At 56.5% G+C, this 21,952-nt stretch carries 18 protein-coding genes; 6 read left to right on the forward strand and 12 right to left on the reverse strand.

Annotated features, from left to right (window positions below; translation table 11 throughout):
* Nucleotides 1-34: 34 nt before the first annotated feature.
* A complete protein-coding gene (locus tag QK300_RS02405; protein WP_281300149.1) occupies nucleotides 35-2,458 on the reverse strand; it encodes a penicillin acylase family protein in 2,424 nt (807 codons plus the stop codon).
* 55 nt (nucleotides 2,459-2,513) lie between these two features.
* Here QK300_RS02405 and QK300_RS02410 point away from each other — a divergent pair, with 55 nt between their 5' ends.
* The 5 genes from QK300_RS02410 (at nucleotide 2,514) to QK300_RS02430 (ending at nucleotide 6,429) form a co-directional block, all read left to right on the forward strand.
* A complete protein-coding gene (locus QK300_RS02410) occupies nucleotides 2,514-3,455 on the forward strand; it encodes an NAD(P)-dependent oxidoreductase (RefSeq protein ID WP_348651814.1) in 942 nt (313 codons plus the stop codon).
* A 245-nt stretch (nucleotides 3,456-3,700) separates the two neighbouring features.
* Nucleotides 3,701-4,312: a 30S ribosomal protein S4 gene (gene rpsD / locus QK300_RS02415; protein WP_042086413.1), complete on the forward strand. Its 612-nt coding sequence runs from the start codon at nucleotides 3,701-3,703 to the stop codon at nucleotides 4,310-4,312.
* 101 nt (nucleotides 4,313-4,413) lie between these two features.
* Nucleotides 4,414-5,040: a GNAT family N-acetyltransferase gene (locus QK300_RS02420; protein ID WP_281300147.1), complete on the forward strand. Its 627-nt coding sequence runs from the start codon at nucleotides 4,414-4,416 to the stop codon at nucleotides 5,038-5,040.
* A gap of 73 nt (nucleotides 5,041-5,113) precedes the next feature.
* Nucleotides 5,114-5,734, forward strand: coding sequence for a hypothetical protein (locus QK300_RS02425; RefSeq protein ID WP_281300146.1), 621 nt, complete (start codon nucleotides 5,114-5,116; stop codon nucleotides 5,732-5,734).
* Between the two features lie 260 nt (nucleotides 5,735-5,994).
* Nucleotides 5,995-6,429, forward strand: a complete 435-nt coding sequence (locus tag QK300_RS02430; protein WP_281300145.1) for a tetratricopeptide repeat protein — start codon at nucleotides 5,995-5,997, stop codon at nucleotides 6,427-6,429.
* A 353-nt stretch (nucleotides 6,430-6,782) separates the two neighbouring features.
* Here QK300_RS02430 and QK300_RS02435 read toward each other — a convergent pair whose 3' ends face one another.
* The 4 genes from QK300_RS02435 to QK300_RS02450 form a co-directional block, all read right to left on the reverse strand.
* The gene (locus QK300_RS02435; RefSeq protein WP_281300144.1) at nucleotides 6,783-7,514 is read right to left on the reverse strand and encodes a helix-turn-helix domain-containing protein; all 732 of its coding nucleotides are present in this window, start codon (nucleotides 7,512-7,514) and stop codon (nucleotides 6,783-6,785) included.
* A gap of 183 nt (nucleotides 7,515-7,697) precedes the next feature.
* Nucleotides 7,698-8,402, reverse strand: a complete 705-nt coding sequence (locus QK300_RS02440; RefSeq protein WP_281300143.1) for a DUF6134 family protein — start codon at nucleotides 8,400-8,402, stop codon at nucleotides 7,698-7,700.
* Between the two features lie 143 nt (nucleotides 8,403-8,545).
* Nucleotides 8,546-9,619 (reverse strand): aminotransferase class V-fold PLP-dependent enzyme, encoded by a 1,074-nt coding sequence (locus tag QK300_RS02445; RefSeq protein WP_281300142.1) that lies wholly within the window; start codon nucleotides 9,617-9,619, stop codon nucleotides 8,546-8,548.
* Between the two features lie 71 nt (nucleotides 9,620-9,690).
* Nucleotides 9,691-10,674 (reverse strand): glucosaminidase domain-containing protein, encoded by a 984-nt coding sequence (locus QK300_RS02450; RefSeq protein WP_281300141.1) that lies wholly within the window; start codon nucleotides 10,672-10,674, stop codon nucleotides 9,691-9,693.
* 189 nt (nucleotides 10,675-10,863) lie between these two features.
* Between QK300_RS02450 and QK300_RS02455 the strand changes: the two genes are divergently transcribed.
* Nucleotides 10,864-11,739 (forward strand): division plane positioning ATPase MipZ, encoded by an 876-nt coding sequence (locus tag QK300_RS02455; RefSeq protein WP_281300140.1) that lies wholly within the window; start codon nucleotides 10,864-10,866, stop codon nucleotides 11,737-11,739.
* A gap of 43 nt (nucleotides 11,740-11,782) precedes the next feature.
* Here the strand turns inward: QK300_RS02455 and QK300_RS02460 are convergent, their stop codons facing one another.
* The 7 genes from QK300_RS02460 to QK300_RS02490 all read right to left on the reverse strand — a co-directional run bounded on the left by QK300_RS02460 (nucleotide 11,783) and on the right by QK300_RS02490 (nucleotide 21,777).
* Entirely contained in the window at nucleotides 11,783-12,379 is a 597-nt protein-coding gene (locus tag QK300_RS02460; protein ID WP_281300139.1) for a hypothetical protein, read from the reverse strand.
* Between the two features lie 166 nt (nucleotides 12,380-12,545).
* Nucleotides 12,546-14,909, reverse strand: a complete 2,364-nt coding sequence (gene rnr, locus QK300_RS02465; protein ID WP_281300138.1) for a ribonuclease R — start codon at nucleotides 14,907-14,909, stop codon at nucleotides 12,546-12,548.
* A 51-nt stretch (nucleotides 14,910-14,960) separates the two neighbouring features.
* The gene (topA, locus tag QK300_RS02470; protein WP_281300137.1) at nucleotides 14,961-17,642 is read right to left on the reverse strand and encodes a type I DNA topoisomerase; all 2,682 of its coding nucleotides are present in this window, start codon (nucleotides 17,640-17,642) and stop codon (nucleotides 14,961-14,963) included.
* A gap of 66 nt (nucleotides 17,643-17,708) precedes the next feature.
* Nucleotides 17,709-18,878, reverse strand: coding sequence for a DNA-processing protein DprA (gene dprA, locus QK300_RS02475; RefSeq protein WP_348651815.1), 1,170 nt, complete (start codon nucleotides 18,876-18,878; stop codon nucleotides 17,709-17,711).
* 78 nt (nucleotides 18,879-18,956) lie between these two features.
* Entirely contained in the window at nucleotides 18,957-19,562 is a 606-nt protein-coding gene (plsY, locus tag QK300_RS02480; RefSeq protein ID WP_281300135.1) for a glycerol-3-phosphate 1-O-acyltransferase PlsY, read from the reverse strand.
* Nucleotides 19,559-20,812, reverse strand: a complete 1,254-nt coding sequence (pyrC, locus tag QK300_RS02485; protein WP_281300134.1) for a dihydroorotase — start codon at nucleotides 20,810-20,812, stop codon at nucleotides 19,559-19,561. The genes plsY and pyrC overlap by 4 nt, the downstream gene beginning before the upstream one ends.
* Nucleotides 20,812-21,777 (reverse strand): aspartate carbamoyltransferase catalytic subunit, encoded by a 966-nt coding sequence (locus tag QK300_RS02490; protein ID WP_042086399.1) that lies wholly within the window; start codon nucleotides 21,775-21,777, stop codon nucleotides 20,812-20,814. Before QK300_RS02490 ends, pyrC begins: the two co-directional genes overlap by 1 nt.
* Between the last annotated feature and the right edge of the window lie 175 nt (nucleotides 21,778-21,952).

Genomic DNA, 21,952 nt, shown 5'->3' on the forward strand with positions numbered 1-21,952 from the left:
GCTGCCAGAATGGCGGTTTGGCCTTAATTTTTCCTTATGATTTTGGGGGTTTTGGAGATCGTGGCACCAGGATCAACGTGGCTGCGATCGCATCCCTCCCGGGATCGCTGGCAATGGAGATCGATTGGCCTTGGAGCCATAAAGGCATCATATCATCATAATGCTTTGAAAAAACGATCCCTGATTGCCCGGTGGGGATGACATAACGCGACCGATCAAGATCGGCCAGATCATAAACCACCCGGTAGCTCGCCCCATGGCCATAAGTGAAGGGATCATCGGCGGCAAAGCGCGGGCCCGCCACATTCACCGTATCGGTGCCGCCACCGGCAGGGGCACGCCTTTCAAAAAAGGGCGCAAGAAATGGCACCTGTGAAAAGGGGCGATGGTCCTGCACCACCTGATGAAGATCGCCCCAGCGCCAATCGCGCCAGCTTTTTTGAGGGCGGTCCAAACGCTGGGCCAGATCTTTCATGGCCTCATCAAGGGCCATGGTCACGGTTTCAGCGCAGCTTTCAAGGGCGGTGGTGCCCACATCATCGCACCAGCGTGCTCCATTGGCCGCACCATCGGGGGCGCCCCCCAGTACGGCGCGGAGAAAAGCTGCCTTTGGCGACCAATATCGGGGAAATCTGCTGCCCAGTTCATCGGCAATAATCTGCTTGACCAGAGCCCGGTGCCAGGCGGTGAAGATCAATGGTTCCGGGCGATCTGCCGCCATTTCCAAATTCCATTGGCCAAGGGCATCCAGAAGATCGCCATGGGCACCACCCGTGGCGTGATCAAGCATCAGGGGGAGCAGATCAGCGGCCAAACTGCTGTGGATATCCATCTGGATGCGGCTCATGCTATCCAGATCATGAGGCCCGGTTTCGGCAATCAGGGCGCGGATGCGATCCCCGCGATAGGGCATGGCCCATTCCGATGTCAGATAATGGGGATAATCGGGCGGGGTGATCTTTTCATTGGCGGTGGCGATCACGCCCGCATCAGGATCGTATGTGCGCGGCAATTCGCTATAGGGCAGGGTGCCCTGCCAATCATAATCCGCCAGCCAGCCCGGTGCGGGCATCAGCCCCTGCGTGCGGTTTTCGGGCAGGCGCACCGGCACCCGGCCGGGGGCGAAATAGCCGATATGGCCATCCACATCGGCATAAACGATATTCTGCATCGGGGCGATATAATAGCTGAGGGCATCCAGAAAATCGGGGAAATCCCGGGCTTGGGTCAGGTCCAGCCCCATGCTGGCGGTGGTATCGTCTTCATCCAGCGCCGTCCAGGCCAGGGCGATCACGGCATCTTTGGGCAGCCGCTCGGCAAGATCGCTGCGGGCATCGGAAATCACCGGGCCATGGCGGGTTTCGCGCACGTTGATGGTCACCGGCTCGGCATCTTTCACCAAGATCACTTCTTCCCGCGTTTTGAAAGGCTGCGGCCCCGATGGGGTGAGATATGTGCTGCCATCCCCTGTCAGCTTTTCGATATAAAGATCCTGCACATCGGGATTTACATTGGTGAACCCCCAGGCAATGCGGTTATTGCGGCCCAGCACGACGAAGGGTAGCCCGGGCATGGTGGCACCGATGATATCTTCATCGCCAATCTTGAGATGCGCCAGATACCACAAGGATGGGACGGTCAATCCCAGATGCGGGTCATTGGCCAAAAGGGGCTTGCCGCTTTTGCTCAATGCACCCGAAATCACCCAGTTGTTCGAGCCTAAACCGCGCGGTTTGCCGATCTCTTGCGGCGCGCTCATGGCGGCGCTGATCTCCAGCCCCTCATAAAGCTGGCTTATATCGGGCAATTCATGGGCCGCTTCACCGGGATAGGGAGGGAAAAATTCGGCCAGTTGCTCGGAATCGAGACGTGCGGCCAGATCCAGCCGCGCCAGTTCCATCCAGAAATTGCCCCCCAGATCCAAGGCCATCACCTTGAGCCAGCCTAAGCTGTCGATCGGCGTCCAGCTTTCGGGACGGGTGCCGGTGAGCATGAATTCGGGCGGCAGCGCCCCTTCATGCTGTGCGATAAAGCTGTTGATGCCATTGGCATAGGCGTTCAGCCCTGATCGGGTTTTGGGGCTTTGATGGGGCCAGGCTTTGCGGGCGCGATCTTTTAACGAAAGCGTGCGCAGGAATGTATCGGTGGGAAGGGCCGATGCCCCGCCGATTTCCGCCAGCCGCCCGGCATAAATCCGCTGATGCATGGCCAATTGCCACAGGCGATCCTGGGCATGAAGAAAGCCAATGGCAAAAAAGGCATCCTCCATGCTATCGGCAGTGATATGGGGCACGCCATGCTGATCGCGGGCAATGCTGACCTTGCCCTCCAATCCATCAAGATAAAGGGTGCCCGATGTTTGCGGCAGGGCGCTGCGCAGATAACCCCAGCCAAATAAGGCACTCAACAGGATGACGAGGCCCAAAAGCCCGCTTGTTCTGGCGATCAGCTTGCGCATGCTTGGTCTCCTTTTGAGGGGCTTTACAAAAAGCATGAAAGCCCGCTAGCGTTTGATATCTGTCGATCCTGATCACCAACAGAGTAACGGCGATTTCATGACCCACAAGCTCACATTTCTGGGGTTGGGTGTGATGGGCTATCCCATGGCATCTCATCTGGCACGGAAAGGCTATCCGCTCACCGTTTATAATCGCACAGCATCGCGGGCCGAACACTGGCTGGCCGAACAGAAGCGGGATATGCCCGATGCCCTTGTGTGCACGGCACCCACCCCGGCTGAAGCCGTCCGGGATGCCGATATCGTTTTTGCCTGTGTGGGCAATGATGATGATGTGCGCGCCATCTGCACAGGCGATCAGGGCAGCTTTGCCGCCATGCGGGCAGGGGCTCTTTTCGTCGATCACACCACCGCATCGGCTTTGGTGGCCAAAGACATGCACCAGGCGGCCAAAGGCTTTGGGCTGGGCTTTATCGATGCGCCGGTTTCAGGCGGAGAAGCGGGGGCGAGGGACGGCCGGCTGACGGTGATGTGCGGGGGCGATGCAGGCGATTTCGAAAAAGCCATGCCCGTGATGGAGAGCTATGCCAAAATGGTGCGGCTTTTAGGGTCTGTGGGGGCCGGGCAAACGGCAAAAATGGTCAATCAGATCTGCATCGCCGGCACCTTGCAGGGCTTGTCGGAAGCCCTTAATTTCTGCATGGAAGCCGGGCTCGATGCGGGGCAGGTGGTGGAGGTGATTTCCCAAGGGGCGGCCCAAAGCTGGCAGATGGAGCATCGGGCCGAAACCATGATTGAGGGGCGATTTGATTTTGGCTTTGCGGTGGATTGGATGCGCAAGGATCTCGCCATCGTTCTGGCGGAAGCCCGGCGGATGGGGGTCTCTTTACCGCTCACGGCCCTTGTGGATCAGTTTTATGCCGATGTGCAGGCGCAGGGTGGGGGGCGCAATGATACATCAAGCCTGATCCGGCGCTTGCGCCGCTCCGAACAGTGAGATGCAGATCAAGGGCAAGCCGGATGCACGAAAATCGCAATTTTCCTGATCAAGACTTGATCTTTTCAGCCGCATGGCTATAGTCCCCGCACTTCGAACGGGCGGCAGATTTTTGTCCGTCGCCCGCGTGGGCGCTTTTGCGCTTTGGCTTCATGTTGTTTTGATGCAAAAAAACAGCCTGTGTCAAAATGTAAAAGGGGCGATTGGCGCCCGGCCCATGGCGCATAGAAAGGACGCGGTTCGACATGAGCAAGCGTATTACTGCCAAGCATAAAATCGATCGCCGGATGGGCGAAAATATCTGGGGCCGTGCCAAAAGCCCGGTCAACAGCCGTCAATATGGCCCGGGTGAACATGGCCAGCGCCGCAAAGGCAAATTGTCGGATTTCGGGATTCAGCTGCGCGCCAAACAAAAGCTGAAAGGCTATTATGGCTCGATCACCGAAAAGCAGTTCAACCGTTATTATCAGGAAGCCTCGCGCAAAAAAGGCGATACCGGTGAACATCTGATCGGGATTTTGGAGCGTCGTTTGGATGCTGTGGTCTATCGCGCGAAATTCGTGCCCACGGTTTTTGCCGCTCGTCAGTTTGTCAGCCATGGCCATGTTCTGGTCAATGGCAAGCGCGCCAATGTGCCCAGCTATCTGGTCAAGGAAGGCGATGTGATCGAGGTGCGTGAAAAATCGCGCCAGATGCCCATGGTGCTCGAAACCGCCCAAAGCCCCGAGCGCGATGTGCCGGAATATATCACCGTAGAAGGCACCAAAGCCACCTTCACCCGCACTCCATCCCTTGATGAAGTGCCTTATCCCGTGAAGATGGAACCCAATCTGGTGGTCGAATTCTATTCACGCTGAGCCTTGGGTCTTTTGATCTTTGTAAAACGTCGCGGGGTCTTTTCCGCGGCGTTTTTTTGTGCTTTTAACGAAGTGCATAAAGGCGACAAGGGGGCGAGACGATGCGTGATCAGCCGGAAAGACAGGGGGATCGACCGGATCATCAGCGGCCTGATGCCGCAGTGGACAGCGCCAGCGCCACATCCCCACCCGCTTTCAGTATCCGCTCTGGTCGCCCGGACGATACCCCGCAAGTGATTGGGCTGATTGGCCGCTGTTTCAGCGCCTATCCCGGTTGTGTGCTTGATCTGCCCGGCCTTGATGCCGATCTTCATCATATTTCCAGCCTTTATGAAAGCCAGGGCGGGCATTTCTGGGTGGCTGAAACCTTGGTTGCCGCAAAACAAAGCGCGCATCCCCGCGAACAGATCATTGGCTGTGTGGGCTATACTCCGAAAGCCGATCAAGCGATCGAATTGAAGCGGCTTTATGTGGATGCCTCCATGCGCCGCTTGGGGCTGGCCAGCGCTTTATTGGAATTGGTGATGGAAAAAGCGCGGGACTGCGGGGCTTTGCGCATTGATCTATGGTCGGATACCCGCTTTATCGAGGCCCATGCCTTTTACCAGCGCCATGGCTTTATCGGGCCGGGGGAATCGCGCGATCTTAATGATCCATCCAACACCACAGAATATCATTTTTACAAAAATATAGCGCCTCACGCGAATACGCCCGAAAGGGCGAAATGATCGCCAATTTGCCATTGGCAAGTCATTAATAATTCATTAAAATTGGATCGATTTTGAAAGAAAAGGTTGGTCCATGATTGTTTTGATGATGCTTTCCGCTTTATTTTCTCTCGGAAATTCAGCCTTTAGCGATAAGTCCGGCCAGGACCTCACCCATCAGCAGATGATTGATCAATGTGCCTTTACCATGATTGCCGATGCTTTGGGGGATGGTGATTTTTGGCATGATCTGCGGCCCGTGATCAGCGGCGATCCGCAATTTGCCGATCATCTTCATCAAATCATGCCCGATTATAAGCTGGCTTATGTCCATGAACTGAGCAACGGCCTGTTGCTGATTGGTGGCGACCGCTTGAAAATGGATAGCCTGAGCGGTGATCAAGGCGCTGGATATTGGACCGCAACCGCCGCCGATACGCGCAAGGCCTGTGCCGAGGCGGGTCTGGAATGTTCGGTCTCGCTCTTTTCAGAAGCGCCTTATGGCCTGGCCGCCAGCACCTTTATCGCCGAAGGGTCAGATGCTGTGCGCCGTGAAACTTTGGCCTTCATCGGGGCGGATCGCTGTGCCTATGCCATCCAGTTTTCCGGCCCCGTGGCGGCGATCACCGATCAGGATTGGAGCGAATTGCAGCTTTCCCTGCTCGATCTGCGGGGGGTGGTTCAGGCCACCGAAACCACCGCTTCCCTGCCTTGAACATCGGCTGAACGGCTGTTTTTCAAATGGCTCATCCAGCCATACACTGAATTTTTGATCTCGGTGCATAAACGCGCTAGACTCATTGTCTGGACCTGATCGGGATTGATGCCATGACAAGGATCTGTGCATTCTTCGGCCTGTGTTTTTTTTGCCTTTCGGGCGCGGTTTCCGCGCACACCGAAGCCGATATCTTGGGAGGATCCGGGATAGAAACGGGGTCGGAATCAGGACCTGAGAAAGCTGAAGAGTTTCTGGCAATGGGCACCGCGCTTTTGGCGCGTGGCGAGGATGGCGATTGGGCGAAAGCCCTGCCATGGCTTGAAAAAGCTGCCCAGAAGGGGGCCCCTGTCACTTTGCTCATCGCCGATCTTTATCATCAGGGTGTGGGGGTGGAGCAGAATCTGGAGAAAGCGGCCTATTGGTTTCATATCAGTGCCGAAACCGGCAATGCTTTGGCGCAATATGAATTGGGGCGTCTTTATCTGGATGGCCGGGGGGTTGAAAAAGATGCGGTTCAGGCCGTTTTATATCTGCAATTGGCCCATGATGGATTGCGCGACCCTCAAAGATTGAAAGAGGCCGAGGCCGCCCTTATCCGGGCTAAATTGGGGGCCGGATGGGATGAATGGCAAAGGGTGAAGCGCCTTTTGAGCACATGGCAACCAAAATCACTTTCTGAACTTCTGAACTGATCCCAGATTGCGCCGGCGAAAAAAAGCGGCGTCGCTTTAAAAGCAGACGCCGCTTTAAGAGAGCGATGATATCTCAGGCAAAATATCACCGCCAAAGCCGATCATCACATCAGGCATATGAAGATCAGCATTGTTCCTTCTTCATGACAGGACTAAAGCATTGATCGTGCCAATCTTGTCTGGATAATGATTTCATATACTTAGCGCTACTGACTATGGGGTCTGTTCCAAAATAAAACTAAACAAGGCGATGGGCTGCCCCGAATTGGGCCATTTCCGGGAAAGCGGCTGTTTTATTTTGGGATGGGCGATTTTAAAAAGCCAGGAGCATCGAGCGGATAAGGGGAGCCTGATCAGGCGAGTTCGCACTCGGCCAAAGATTGCAGCTTCGGCAGATCCAATATATGCAGATGCTGTGCCGTTTCGAGGCGAATGATCTGGAGCGTTTTCAGCTTCGAGAAAATGCGGCTGACAGTTTCAATGGTCAGCCCCAGATAATCGGCAATATCCGCGCGGCTCATGGCCAGATGAATTTCCAAAGCGGGATCATGGCAATGCCCTTGGCGATGGGCGAGACCGATGAGAAAGGACGCTACCCGTTCCTGTGCGGTTTTGCGGCCCAAAGAAAAAACCAGATCGAGCATCTGATCCATCGCCGATGCCCCCATGCGGCGCACCTGCCGGCCCATGCCGGGAAAACGTTCGATCAGTTCTTCGATGGAGCGCCAGTCAAAGCGGCACAGGCGGGTATCGCTTAAAGCATCGGCGGAAAAATGATACTGTTCAGAAAGGGTGAGGCCGATAAAATCGCCTTTGGTCAGAAACCCCAGAATCTGTCGGCGTCCATCGCTGGAAAGCCGCGATAAAGCGATATCACCTTCAATCACATTATAAACGTCTTTTGTCTGATCGCCTTCCAAAATCAGGGATTGGCCACGGTTGACCCGAAAACGGGTGGCCCGGGCGGCCAGATGCTTCAGTTCATGATCATCAAGGCCCGAGCATAAAAAGCTGTCGCGGGCCGGGCAGGCAAGGCACATGACCTTGTTTTCATGGATATCAGGCGTCATCTGCCGATCTGTCATCTGCTCATCCCTTTTTGGTCTTCCGGTTGAACCGAAAGGCAACAGGGTTCAGGAATAATCCGGGAGTATGATAGAAGGCAAAAAAAATAAAGAACAAGCATTGATTGGAAAAAGGGCAGGCCGCTGGATCAACCCTCTCCCCACCCATTCCAAGTTTCTTTGGCGCCATTCACAGGTTAATTTTCAGGCGGCTTGTTTGTCCTTTGCCTTTTCGAAACGATAGGTGAGTGTTTCCCCATCCTTGGTATAAAGGGTGCCAATGATCAGATAACCCGCATCATCGATCCAGAATTCATGGCTGAGGCTATTTTCATCCAGATTGGTGATCGTGTAATAGCGCGCATCAACGGTTTGATCATCATTATCAAGCTGGAGCCGCCCTTTGGCTTCGAGCCGGGATGGCCGCATCAGCCCCGAAAGGGTATCAAGGAGCATGAAATCCTTGCTGCCCTCATCGATCCAGAAATCGGTTTTGGTAAAGCTGCTGGGCACCAGATCGCGCGGTGCCAAAACCGTTTCGCCATCGGCTTCAACCACATAATGATCATCCGCCGCCCTTAGATCCACCTCTTCATAAGAGCTGTTGCGCTGGGTTTCACTGGTCATTTTGACCAGTTCGCCGGATTTCCATAATTCCTGCGAGCTATGATCGAGCTTGTAAACGGTGATAAACGCCATCTTGATCCGCACCCGCGCCTCGATATCAACGGCGATCTGATTTTCGCCGGTGAAATCATAGGAAACGCTGTGGGTGCCGATTTTCGAGCCTTTACGCTCGATGCTATAGGTGAGAGATGTTTGATCAGGAATTTTATCAACAGCATTGGCCGGGAGCAAAGGCACAAGAAAAGCGGCAGCCACCATGGCCGTTAAAGATTTACGAAACATTTTGGTCTTGTTCCGATACTGTTTGAGGCTATTCATTGTGAGCGGATTCAAAGACATCACAAATGATCTGTTTTCAGGCCTACCCTAACTGGTTTAAGAGCAAAAGGCCAGCCGGGAATCGCCGCCCTTTGTTTGATAATTGCTCATAAACGGCCCAAAGCTTCATCCAGATGGGCCTCATCATGATCATCGATCCACAGATGCGGAGCGATTCTGATCCAGTCTCCCCGATTGCTGACGAATATCTTCTCATCCTTCAGTCGCGCTGCGATATCACTGGCTTTATGGACGGATGAGCGGGCGGCCATCAAATGCGGGCTGCGCCATTGATGCGGCGTGGTTTCAAAGCCATGGCGGTGGAGAATATCGGCCAGCCTGCTATTGATGGCCGCCAGCGATGGGGCAATCTCATCGATCTGCCAATCCAAAATCATTTTCAATGCGCTTTCCGCCAAAGGCATCAATTGGAAATTGGATCGCTCCCCCATGTCAAAGCGCCGGGCACCCGGCTGATAATCGTTTTGATAGGCAACAAGCTGGCTGAAATCTTCCGCACCTGCGCGCACGATCCAGTTTTCTTCCAGGGGAATGCCCCCCTGCCAGCGTGGGCTGACATAAAGATAGCCCAAAGAATAAGGGCCAAACAGCCATTTATAGCCCGCTGCCACGGCAAAATCAGGATCGATCTCGGCCAGCGAAATGGGCAGCGCCCCCAAGGATTGCGTGAGATCGAGAAACAAGGCCGCCCCATGCTGCCGTGCCGCATCGCGGATCCGGGGCAGATCGAGCATCGCACCCGTGGACCAATGGACATGAGGAATGGCCAGCAGGGCGGTGCGCGGGCCATGCTCTTGCAAAAAGGCCAGAATGGCTTCGGTCCAATTCTGCTCCGGCGGGCCGGGGACCATCAGCAACTCGGCCCCGCGATCTTTGGCCAAACGATCCCAGCCATAATAATTGGATGGAAATTCCTGGCTCAAGGTGATGATGACCTGCCCTTTTCTGATCGGCAGATTGCGGGCCGCCGTGGCCACCCCATAGCTGACCGAGGGGACGATGGCGACCGCAGAGGGCGCGCACTCCATCACCTGTGCCGCAAGGCTGCGCACCCGCTCGGATCGTTTGAAAAAATCGGCGGGGGATACGGTCCAGGGCTTTGTGCGCGCGATCAGGCTTTGTTCCCCTATGGCGATGAAATCGGTGGGGGCCGGGGTCATATAGGCGGCATTCAGATAGCAATGATCCCGGGGGATTTGAAAGCGATGTCTTTGGCAGGGCAGCATGATTTTTAAGATACTTTCGCTGATGGCGCGGGCATAGGTTGGGCTGTGCGCGGATTTTGCCGCCGATATTCCAGCCGCGCCTGATCGAAATCCAGCAGATCATTGCCCATGATGATCAGGCGCAGATCGCGCACATAAGCTTCGCGGCGTTCGGAATAGCGGATGAGGGTGGGGGCAAGGGCCAGACCATCGACCGCGCGGCCTTCTTGTCGCAGGCGGAAGCGCGCGGCCCGTAAATCGCTATAGGCCGGATTGCGGTTGATATTGGCGGCATAGCCCCGCACGGAATCGATCAAAAAACCAAAAGCCTTGATGCGGTGCCTTTTGCCATCCTCACGGCTTTGGGGAACAATGCCTTCATCCTCATCATTCCATGTCCATTGGCCATAAAGGGCATTGCCTTCGCGGGCAAAGCGCGATGTGCCCCAGCCGCTTTCAATGGCTGCCTGCGCCAGTGCCAGCGATGGCGGCACGATATCCACCCTTTGATAAAGCGCGGCCAAATTTGGCACTGTTGGCTCGAAATCCTTACCCATGCCATAGCGGCGGGCCAATTGCCGCAGCCAGCGCCGGCTGAGCGGGGTGATGGCAGTTTGGGCCGCGCTCTCGGCCTCTAAGCGGTGCAGAATGCGTTCCAAACGCTGGCGATCTTGCATGATCAGTTCATTGACGCGCAAAATCAGTGGTAAAAGCGTGGCCATGAAAGCGCGTTTCCGCTCTGTGCTGTCATCGATGTTTTGAAGGCTCTGGGGCAGGGCCGAAAAAAAAATGCGGGGCACCGGTTGGCCATCATGGCGCACATCTGTCAGCCGAAATCCAAGCCGTGTATAAAGCTGATCAAGGCTTTCGGGCGGTGGCTGATGACGCAGATAACGCACCCGCTCCGCAAACAATGCGCTTTCACGCGCCTTATAGGTTTGATAGATCGCTGCACCGAAAACCAGGACCATAAGGGCTGCAAGGGATGTGATGGTAATGATCTTTTTCATGGGGCACTCTGTTGATTTCAGTGTCTGGCTGGAATGGTGACGATCTAAAGATCCTGTGCTGATCGGATAGCATGGCGGATTTTCGCGGTAACAGAAGAAAAATCTGAACATAGAGTGACATGGCTGTGGACAGCGCATCAAGATCTGGTCACAAAAGAGCCGAAAATATGTTTTTCCAAAGATGGGGCTGTGCAAAATCACATGATGGATGAAAGCAAGCGGTCCGTTGATCGGGCGCATATTCTGGTTTTGGGCAATGAAAAGGGCGGATCGGGGAAATCCACCACCGCCATGCATATCCTGATGGCTTTGGCGGATCGCGGTCTGCGGGTTGCGGCCATCGATCTCGATAGCCGCCAGCGCAGCCTGTCGCGTTATCTGGAGAATCGCAGCCAGTTCATTGCCCAAAAGGGCATCGATCTGCCCGTGCCCAAGATTTTAACCCTGCAACCATCTGACAAAGATTTAAAACAGGCGGCCCAGGAAGAAGACAAGGAAACCCTCAGCCGCGCTTTGGCGCAATTGAGTGTGGATACTGATGTGGTGATCATCGATTGCCCGGGCAGCGATAGCCCCTTGTCGCGGATGGCCCATGCTTTGGCCGATACCATCCTGACGCCGTTGAATGACAGCTTTGTGGATCTTGATCTGCTGGCCCGTATTGATCGCGATCGCTATGAGGTGGAAGCCCCCAGCCTTTATGCCGAAATGGTGTGGGAGGCGCGGAAAAGGCGGGCAATGGCGGATCGCGGGCAGATTGATTGGATCGTTATGCGCAATCGTGTCGCAACCCTTCATGCCCGCAATAAACAAAGGGTCGAGACCGTTCTGGCGAAATTATCCCGGCGGGTGGGCTTTCGCTATATCCCCGGATTGAGCGAACGGGTGATCTATCGGGAATTATTCCTCAAAGGGCTCACCCTTGTGGATATGAAGAAAACCGCAGGATTGGAAGTGGGCGCGTCCCTCACCATGAGCCAGGTTTCAGCGCGGAATGAATTGCGCCGGGTGGTTGAAGCCCTGAATATCCCCGCCTTGCGCAAAAAGACCGAGGCTGCGGAATAAACACCGCAGGCTTATTGAACTGGGCCCTCAATGCAGATGGCAGTTAATCTCGGGCCGGTTTTTGACGGCTGAGCCGCCAGATCATGAACAGGGCGGGCAGCAGAAAAAGCAGGGTGGCAGGCTGCGGAATTTGGGGGATTTGGGCTTGCGCGGTCGAGATGACATCCAGTTCGATGCGAAAATCCCAAAAGCCGCCAAAGCCGCTCATGGCCATATTCAAAAACTGGCGATATTGGCCGCTTTGAAGGGTAATATTCCCCAGATCATGAAGGGCAGGACCATCAAGCCAATTCACCATAGCCCCTTCGATTTTATCGCTACCATCGAAATTTTGCAGATAAAGGCTGGCCGACCAGCCGAAGGTAAAGGCCGTGTTCAACTGTTCGATGATATAGCGAAAGCCAGTGAGCTGAGTTTCCGGGGCGATTTCAAAGGAAAAATCATCAATCTTCGTGCAATCAGGGCGTGAGGCAAAGCAGCCCGCGCCTTCGATGATATTGGTGCCGATCCCCATCAGTAAAGGATTGGCGGGGTTTAAAAGCCCGTTCGTATCCTCATGATAGCTGATCGGCGCGGCTAGGCTGCTGGCCGCAAAAAAGACTGAAAACCCTATAGCCAACACGGCTTTTAAAAATGTCATCGTCTGTCTCAATGATCCCAAGGGATGATGGCTCAAGCCTTTATAGCCGCCATTTGGAATTGCTGCAAGATTGATGCCATATGGGGAATATCAGGAATGGCGCGGGGCAGTTTCGCATTTTTGATTTGCCGATCGGGGGACTGTCAAAAAAAATGACGGATCAATCTCATTTTGGGACAGTTTTGCCGCGCCGGGATTTCGCCTGTCCGGTTTTTTTTGAGGATTTTCTGAAGCCCGGCTTGTTACCGCCTTTTTTAAGGCCGGACCGGGAGTCGGGCTTGCCATCATGGCCCCGGGCTTTCTTGAAACCGGGTGCATCATCGCGATTGGGCTCGCCAATCAATTCCAGCTTCAGGCCGCCGGTGATGGGCTGGGCTTCGATCAGGCGCACCTCAACAATATCGCCCAATCGGTAAATCTGCCCATGGCGTTTTCCCACAAGCGCATGGTTTTGTTCTTCAAATTCATAATAATCGCTGCCCATGCTGGAAACCGGCACCAGCCCGTCGCCACCCGAAGGCATGAGGGTGACAAAAAGCCCAAAGCGGGCCACGCCGGAAATCCGCCCCTTGAAGCTGTGGCCGGTGCGGCCAGCCAGAAAGGCTGCAAGATAGCGATCAGTGGAATCCCGCTCGGCCGCCATGGCTCGTCTTTCGGTCAGCGAGATGGCCTCGCCCAATGCGCCCATCTCTTCGAAATCCGCGTTGCTCAAGCCATCCGTGCCAAGCCCCAAAGCCTTAATCAGCCCACGATGTACCAAAAGATCGGCATAGCGGCGGATGGGCGATGTAAAATGCGCATAGCGTGCCAAAGCCAGCCCGAAATGGCCTTTATTATCAGGGCTGTAATAGGCCTGGGTTTGGGATCGCAAAACCACCTGATTGATCAGCATGGCATGGGGGGTTTCACGAAAGCGATCCAGCACCTTGTTGAACAGCGCCGGGCTCAGGGTTTGGGCGCGGGCGAGGTTGAAATCAAGGCTTTGGAGAAATTCCCGCAGGGCCTCGACCTTATCGAGCGCCGGTTCCTCATGCACCCGATACATGCAGGGCACGCCCTTCGCTTCCAAAGTTTCCGCCGCACAGACATTGGCGCTGATCATCAGATCCTCGATCACCCGATGGGCGCGCAAAGGGGCTTTGGGGATGATCTCCACGATCTCGCCCGCATCATCGAGAAGGATTTTCTTTTCATCGGATTGAATATCAAGGGGGGCGCGCGCCGTTCGCGCCTGATCCAGGGCATCATGGGCGGCATAAAGTGGCTTTAACACATCATCGAGCAAAGAGGCCGCAACCGAGGTAGGGGCGCCATCGATGGCCGATTGCACATCTTCATAAGCGATATTGGCGACCGAGCGCATCAGGCCCCGCACAAAGCTATGGCGGCGCTTCACGCCATGGCGATCGATCCAGATATGAACCGCAAAACAGGCGCGATCCACCCCGGGCTTGAGGGAGCACAGATCAGTGGAGAGGCTTTCCGGCAGCATCGGCACCACCCGATCGGGGAAATAGGCCGAATTGCCGCGCAGGCGGGCATCCTGATCCAGGGCACTGCCCGGGCGCACATAATGGGCGACATCGGCAATGGCGATGATGATATGCCAGCCGCCGGGATTTTCGGGATCGTCATCGGCCTCGGCAAAAACCGCATCATCATGATCGCGGGCATCGGATGGATCGATGGTGATGAGGGGGATCGCGCGCAAATCTTCGCGCGGATGGCCATCGCCTTCAAGGCTGACCGGCCGGGCCGCTTTGGCTTCGGCAAGGGCGGCATCGCTGAAAGCGGTGGGCAGGCCATATTGATGGATGGCGATCAGCGAAATATGCCGGGTTTCCGAGACATCCCCATGCTGTTCGATGATCCGCGCGGGCTTCAGCCCCAATGTTCGCCCACCCCTTTTGGGATCATGATGGCGGGGCAAAAGCTCGGCCAGCACCAATTGGCCATCTTTTGCATTTTGGGCATCATCGGCATCGATCAGCAGCTCTTCGCGGTTTTTCTTGTCAACGGGGATGACCCGCCCGCCCTTGTCGCTGCCATGATACACCCCCAGAATCTGCCGGGCCGCGCCCTCCAGAACCTTGATCACGGTGGCATGATAGCTCACCTCGTCATGGCCGGGTGACAGCCTTGCCAAAGCCCGGTCGCCGCGCCCCAGCGCTGTTTGCGTGCCGCGATGGCCCTTGGCGGCCAGAATGATTTTGGGGGGTGGGGCCTCATGGCGCCAATTGAGCGGACGCATCAACACATCGCCATAGGCATCGGTGCCGGATACTTCAAGGACCATGACCGATGGCAGATGGCCCGCCGGGCGCAGGGCTTTGCTGCTATCGCGGGCGATCACGCCATCCTCTTCCATTTCACGCAGGCGTTTTTTGAGGGCGATGCGATCTGATCCCTTGACGGCAAAGGCTCTGGCCAGTTCGCGCTTGGTGATCTTTTCGCCAGCCTCCTCAAGATATTTGAGGATCTCCGCCTTGGTCGGGATCGGATCGGGCGAGTCTATGGGGGTCTTGGTCACGCCTTATCCTTCGCATTAAGGCGACCCCTTCATGAAAAGGGGTCGCTGAGATCAAGAAGAGGCACCGGACGCTTTTTTTGCCGCAGGTTTTTTTACAGCAGGCTTCTTCGCAGCAGGCTTTTTGGTTGCCGGTTTTTTAGCTGCCGTCTTCGCCGGGGCTTTTTTCGCCGGGGCTTTTTTCGCGGGGGCCTTTTTGGCCGGAGCCTTTTTTGCCGGGGCTTGGCCGCTTTTGGCTATTTTCGCCGCCAGAATGTCGAGCGCCTGATCCATCTCAAGGGTCAGGGGATCGGTATCTTTGGGCAAGGTGGCATTGATTTTGTCATGGCTGACATAAGGGCCATAGCGGCCATCCATCACCCGCACCGGCTTACCGGTTTCCGGGTGATCGCCCAAGGCCTTTATTTCAGCTTTGGCGGGGGCGCGGCCCTTCGCGCGTTCGGCCAAAGCCGCCACCGCCCGGTTCATGCCCACTGAAAACACTTCTTCGGTGGAACTGAGCTTTCCATAGGTTTTTTCATGCTGCACATAAGGGCCATAGCGACCGATATTGGCCAGAACCGGCTTGCCGCTTTCCGGGTGCATCCCCACTTCGCGGGGCAAAGACAACAATTTCAAGGCCATCGGCAGGTCGATATCCTCGATGGCAATATCGCGCGGGATCGAGGCCCTTGGCGGCTTTTCGCCTTTTTCCAAAGCCTCGCCCTTTTGCAGATAAGGGCCAAAGCGCCCGGCCCTCAAGCTGATCTCCGCACCGCTTTCAGGGTCTTGTCCCAAAATTTTCGGGCCATCGCTGGTGGCAAGGGCGGCGGCATCGCTGCCATTGTCGGAAAATTGCCGGGTATAGCGGCAATCGGGATAGTTCGAGCAGCCGATAAACGCCCCATAGCGCCCTGTTTTCAACGAAAGCCGCCCATTTTCACAGGCCGGGCATTGGCGCGGGTCGGCATTTTCTTCTTCGGATTTGAACAGAAAAGTGCCGAGGGTTTCATTCAGCTTTTCAAGGATATTGGTATTGCGTTCGGCCAGCACCTCATCAGTGCGGGGTTTGAAGGCGCTCCAGAAATCGCGCAGAACCGCTTTCCATTGTGCTGTGCCGGCAGACACATCATCAAGCTGGCTTTCAAGCTTGGCGGTGAAATCATATTCCACATAGCGGGCGAAAAAACTTTCCAGAAAGGCGGTGACCAATCGGCCCTTGTCTTCGGGAATAAAGCGCTTTTTTTCGAGCCGAACATAATTGCGGGCGGATAAAACATCCAAAATCGAGGCATAGGTAGAAGGCCTGCCGATGCCCAGTTCCTCAAGCTTTTTGACAAGGCTCGCTTCGGTGAAGCGGGGGGGCGGCTCGGTGAAATGCTGGGCCGGATTGACGGCCAGAGTTTTCACATCCTCGCCGATCTGGACCGCAGGCAGATGCGCCTGGGCCTCATCTTCCTCGTCATCGCGGCCTTCCTGATAAAGGGCCAGATAGCCATCAAAGCGGATCACCGTGCCGGTGGCGCGCAGCCCCACATCGCCCGAGCGCGAAGCCAGATCGATGGTGGATCGCTCCACATCGGCACTTTGCATCTGGCTGGCCACGGTGCGCTTCCAGATCAGGTCATAAAGCTTGTATTCATCATCATTCAAAGCCGCGCGCAGCTTTTGCGGCCATAAGGATGGATCGGTGGGGCGGATCGCCTCATGGGCTTCCTGAGCATTTTTCGCCTTGGATTTATAAAGGCGCGGGGTGCCCGGCAGATACGCCTCGCCATAGCGGCTGGCGATGGTTTTGCGGGCGCTGGCTATGGCTTCTGCGGCAATGGATACGCCATCGGTCCGCATATAGGTGATAAGCCCGGTGGTTTCGCCATCCACCGTTTTGCCTTCATATAAGGTTTGCGCCAGGCGCATGGTCTGGCTGGCCCCAAAGCCCAGCTTGCGCGCCGCTTCCTGCTGCAAAGTGGATGTGGTGAAGGGCGGTTGCGGATGGCGCTTGCCGGGCTTTTTCTCGACATTGGCAATGTGAAAGGCGCGCTTTTCAATCTCGCCCACCGCCTGCTTGGCAGCGGCTTCATCCGCCAGATCAAAGCGATCGAGCTTTTTGCCATCAAGAGTAACAAGGCGGGTGCTGAAGCTGTTCCCCTCGGCTGATTGCATCTGGGCTTCGATGGTCCAATATTCGCGGCGGTTGAATTGTTCGATCTCAAGCTCGCGATTGCACACCAGCCGCAGCGCCACCGATTGCACCCGCCCTGCGGATCGGGCACCGGGCAGCTTGCGCCACAAAACCGGAGACAGGGTAAAGCCCACCAGATAATCCAGCGCCCGCCGCGCCAGATAGGCATCCACCAGTTCCTGATCGATATCGCGGGGATTGCTGATCCCGGCTTCAACGGCGCGTTTGGTGATTTCATTGAACACCACGCGCTTGACGATGACATCCTTCAGCGCCCGCTTTTGCTTCAAAACTTCCAGAAGATGCCACGAAATCGCCTCGCCCTCGCGGTCGGGGTCAGTCGCCAGATAAAGATGATCGGCGCCCTTAACGGCATCGGCAATCTCTTTCAGCCGCTTTTGCGATGCCCGCTCCACATCCCAGGACATCGCGAAATCCTCATCAGGACGCACCGAGCCATCTTTCGACGGCAAATCGCGGATATGCCCATAGGAGGCAAGCACCTTGAATGAGTTTCCAAGATACTTGTTGATCGTTTTTGCCTTGGCGGGCGACTCGACGATGACAACGTCCATACTGTGCTTTCTGTCGCTTTCAGCCTGATACTTCCTGTCAGGAGCTAAAGGCGAGCGGGTCCGCTGTCAATAAGGAGTGTCAAAACCGCTTCCCGTGAGGGCGACTTTCGATCCCGGCAGGCGTTCGATCAAACCGGCCAGTTCCAGTTCCAGCAAAATGGTCAAAACCATCGCCGCATCATAGCCTGTCATGCGGATCAGATCATCGATCCGCGCCGGGGTCACCGATAAAAGCCCGCGCAATTCATGGCGCGCGGATTGCGGAATATCATCGCTTTGCGGCATTGGCTTTGAACCATAATCCATCCCTTCCGGCTCGCCTAAGGGGGGGCGTAATTGGGCCATGGCATCCAGAATATCGTCTGTGTTTTCGATCAGCGCGGCCCCCGATTTGATCAGGGCATTGGTCCCTTTGCAGCGCGGATCAAGGGGGGAGCCGGGAATGGCGAAAACCTCGCGGCCTTGTTCCAAAGCCAGCCTTGCGGTGATCAGCGATCCCGATTTTTGCGTGGCTTCCACTACCAGAACCCCTAGGGAAAGCCCCGATATGATGCGATTGCGTTTGGGGAAATGGCGCGCCTGCGGCTGCACGCCCAAGGGTTCATCGCTCACCAGCAGCCCCTGTTCGGCAATGGCGCGCTGCAAAGCTTCATTTTCCCGGGGATAATAAATATCGATCCCCCCCGCCACCACGGCGATGGTGCCCCCCTTCAGCGCCCCTTGATGGGCAGCGGTATCGATCCCCCGGGCAAGGCCGGAAATAACGCAGATCCCCTGTTCGGCCAGTTCCCGGCCCAGCTTTTCCGCCTGTTGCCGGGCCACCATGCTGGCATTGCGCGCCCCCACGATGCCGATGGTTTGCCGCTCGAAAAGATGGGGGGCACCCTTGGTGATCAGAACCGGCGGGGCATCCTCGATGGCGGCGAGCAGGGGCGGATAGGCGCGATCCCCTAAAAAAAGCGGCTTTGCGCCATAATCGGCGATCCGCTTTAATTCATCAAGACACTGGCGGGGCTGGGGAATCTTCAGCGGAGCCTTGCGCCCGCCCGCCCGCGCCAGATCGGGGATTGCCTCAATCGCTGCGATGGCCGAACCAAAGCGGGCGATCAGCCGACGAAAAGTGGTGGGGCCCACGGTATCGGTGCGAATCAGCCGCATCCGTGCCAGCTTTTCTTCGCGCGAAAGCAAGGGGGCCTGTGGCCCTTGGCCCTGCAGAAAATCATTCTGTGTGTTCATCGCGCCATCGTCACCAAAGCCGGTGATCAGGTCAATCAAAAGGCGATGATGGGGAAGTAAAATCGTGCGAGAGGGGCGCTATTTCCAATTTTTAGGGCGGCCGATGCGCGGTTCCGTGCCCTTTAAAATACGCCCGATATTGGCGGAATGCTTGAAAAAGATGGCGATGGCCAATGCGCCGCAGAATATGGTGATCTGGGGCGTGGCAAAGGCCCAGGCAAAAAGCGGCGTTAAAGCCGCCGATAAAAGCCCGGCCAAAGACGACATCCGAAACAGTGCCAATAAGATCAGCCAGCTTGCCGCCCATAAAAGCCCCACCGGCCAGGCCATGGCCAACAGCAGGCCGCCAAAGCTTGCCACCCCCTTGCCGCCCTTGAAGCCCAGAAAAACCGGATAAAGATGCCCCAGAAAAGCCGCCGCTCCGGCCAATGGCGCCGCTTCGGGGCTGATCGCCTGAGCGATTAAAAACGCCGCTGCGGCCTTCCCGCCATCAAGCAGGAGCGTGGCAAGGGCGATGGGCTTGTTCCCGGTGCGCAAAACATTGGTGGCCCCGATATTGCCCGAACCGATCTTGCGGATATCGCCCAGGCCCGCCGCTTTTGAAAGCAACAGCCCGAAAGGCACCGATCCCAGCAGATAGCCCAAAAGCACCACGCCGATGGCCGCGATTGAAAGCTCTGTCATGGGGTTCCTTCCACAAAAACATCATAGCCGCCGACGATGGTGCGTAAAACCTTACCCTCGACCGGCTGGCCTTCAAAAGGGGTGTTTTGGGTATCGGATAAAAAATCGCCGGGATCGATACGCCAGGGCTTGTCGAGATCAAACAGGACCAGATCGGCAGGTGCGCCGGGGGCGAGGCGTCCACTGGGCAGGCCCAGCAGCTTTGCCGGATGATAGCTCAGCATCGCCAGAACATGGATCAGCGGCAGATCATAGGCATGATAAAGCATCAGGCTTAAAGGCAGCAGGGTTTGATAGCCCACCATGCCGAAAGCGGCTTCAGCAAAGGGCAGGCGCTTGCTTTCCTGATCATGGGGATCATGGCCCGAACAGATGACATCGATCAGCCCGGCTTTTAGGCCCGCAATCATGGCCGCCCGATCATTTTCGGATCGCAAGGGGGGCGACATCTTGGCAAAGGTCCGATAATCGGTGACCGCCAGTTCATTGAGCAGGAAATATTGCGGAGACGTGCCGCAGCTCATCTTGCGCCCCTGCGCCCGATTGCGCTCAATGGCCTCAAGGCTTTCCGCTGTTGAAATCTGGAGATGATGAAGGCGGCCGCCGCTGATATCCACCAGCCGGGCATCGCGTTCGATCATCATCACTTCGGCCTCGACAGGAATGCCCTGCAATCCGAGCCTTGTGGCGGTTTCGCCCTCATTCATCATGCCATTGGCCGCCAGCCCCGGATCTTCGGCATGATGCAGGATCATCTTGTCAAACAGGGCGCTATATTCCAAAAGCCGGCGCATGATCGCGCTATCCCCCAAAGCCCGGCGGCCATTGGAGAAGCCCACGGCCCCGGCATCAGCCATCAGCCCGATTTCCGCCATCGCCTCACCGCGCAAGCCTTGTGTGGCCGCGCCGATGGGCAAAATCCGCACGCCCTCGCCCTTTTTTGGATAGGGGCGGGCATTGGTGGCGATCATCGCCGCATCATCATGGGGGGGGGATTGATCGGGCATCAGAACCACCGTGGTGATGCCGCCCGCTGCCGCAGCAGCACTATCGGCGCGAAAACTGCACAGATCGATCAGCCCGGGGGCGAGCACATGGCCCTTGCAATCAATCGTTTCATAGCCATCGGGGGCTGTGGTGATCTCGGCGCCCAGGCTTTGGATCAGCCCATCAGCCACCAAAAGCCCGCCCCGCACATCAAGGCCGCTGGCCGGATCGATCAGCCGGGCATTGAGATAGGCAGTGGGCATCAGGCCTTTCCTTCCTCTTGTCGCATATGGCGGGTCAGCACATCCATGCACCCCATCCGCACCGCCACCCCCATTTCCACCTGTTCTTCGATGGCGGAATGTTGCAGATCATCGGCGACCGAGGTGGCAATCTCCACCCCTCGGTTCATCGGTCCGGGATGCATCACCAGAACATCGGGAGAGGCTACGGCCAGCTTTTCCGGCGTCAGGCCATAAAAGCGGAAAAACTCCCGCTCGCTGGGAACGAAGGCGCCCTGCATCCGCTCTTTTTGCAGGCGCAGCATCATCACCACATCGCAATTTTTCAGGCCCTCATTCATATGGGTGTGAACCTCAACCCCCAATCGATCGCAGGCCCGGGGTAAAAGGGTGGGGGGGGCCACAACCCGCACCCGCGCCCCCATGGCATTGAGCAGATGGATATTGGATCGGGCAACGCGGGAATGGGCCACATCTCCGCAGATGGCGATGGTCAGATCATGCAGACGGCCCTTGCGACGGCGGATGGTCAGGGCATCGAGCAGGGCCTGGGTGGGATGCTCATGGCGGCCATCGCCCGCATTGATCACCGCGCAATTCACCTTTTGCGACAATAGCGAAACCGCGCCGGATTGGGCATGGCGCACCACCAGCACATCGGGCCGCATGGCATTCAGCGTTTGGGCGGTATCGAGAAGGGTTTCCCCCTTGGTGATCGATGAGGCCCCCACCGAAAAAGAGACCGTATCCATCCCCAGCCTTTTCCCCGCGATTTCAAAGGACATCAACGTGCGGGTCGAGGATTCGAAAAACAGATTGATCTGGGTCAGCCCCTTGAGCAGGGCCCCTTGCGCCTGGCGCTGGCGCTGTGACACCGCATAGCTTTCCGCCACATCGAGCAGATGCTGGATCTGTTCGGGCTGAAGCCCTTCGATTCCCAATAAATGGCGATAGGGGAAAGGATCACCGCCGGGCGGATCAATCATCGCCCGAAGATAAGGCGGATGCGGAGGCTTGGATGCTTGGGTCATTAAAAACAGGGTTATAAAAGCGCCCTTTGCCCAGCGCAAGATAAAGAAGCGCCGCACGGGTGTTATCTTCACCCACATGAACGCCCGATAACCACAGCCTTCAGAACCGGTTCAGTGCGGCCATGGCAGT

Origin of the sequence: Iodidimonas sp. MBR-22 (genome assembly GCF_029946565.1) — a bacterium.
GTDB classification, from domain to species: Bacteria; Pseudomonadota; Alphaproteobacteria; order Sphingomonadales; family Rhodothalassiaceae; genus Iodidimonas; species Iodidimonas nitroreducens.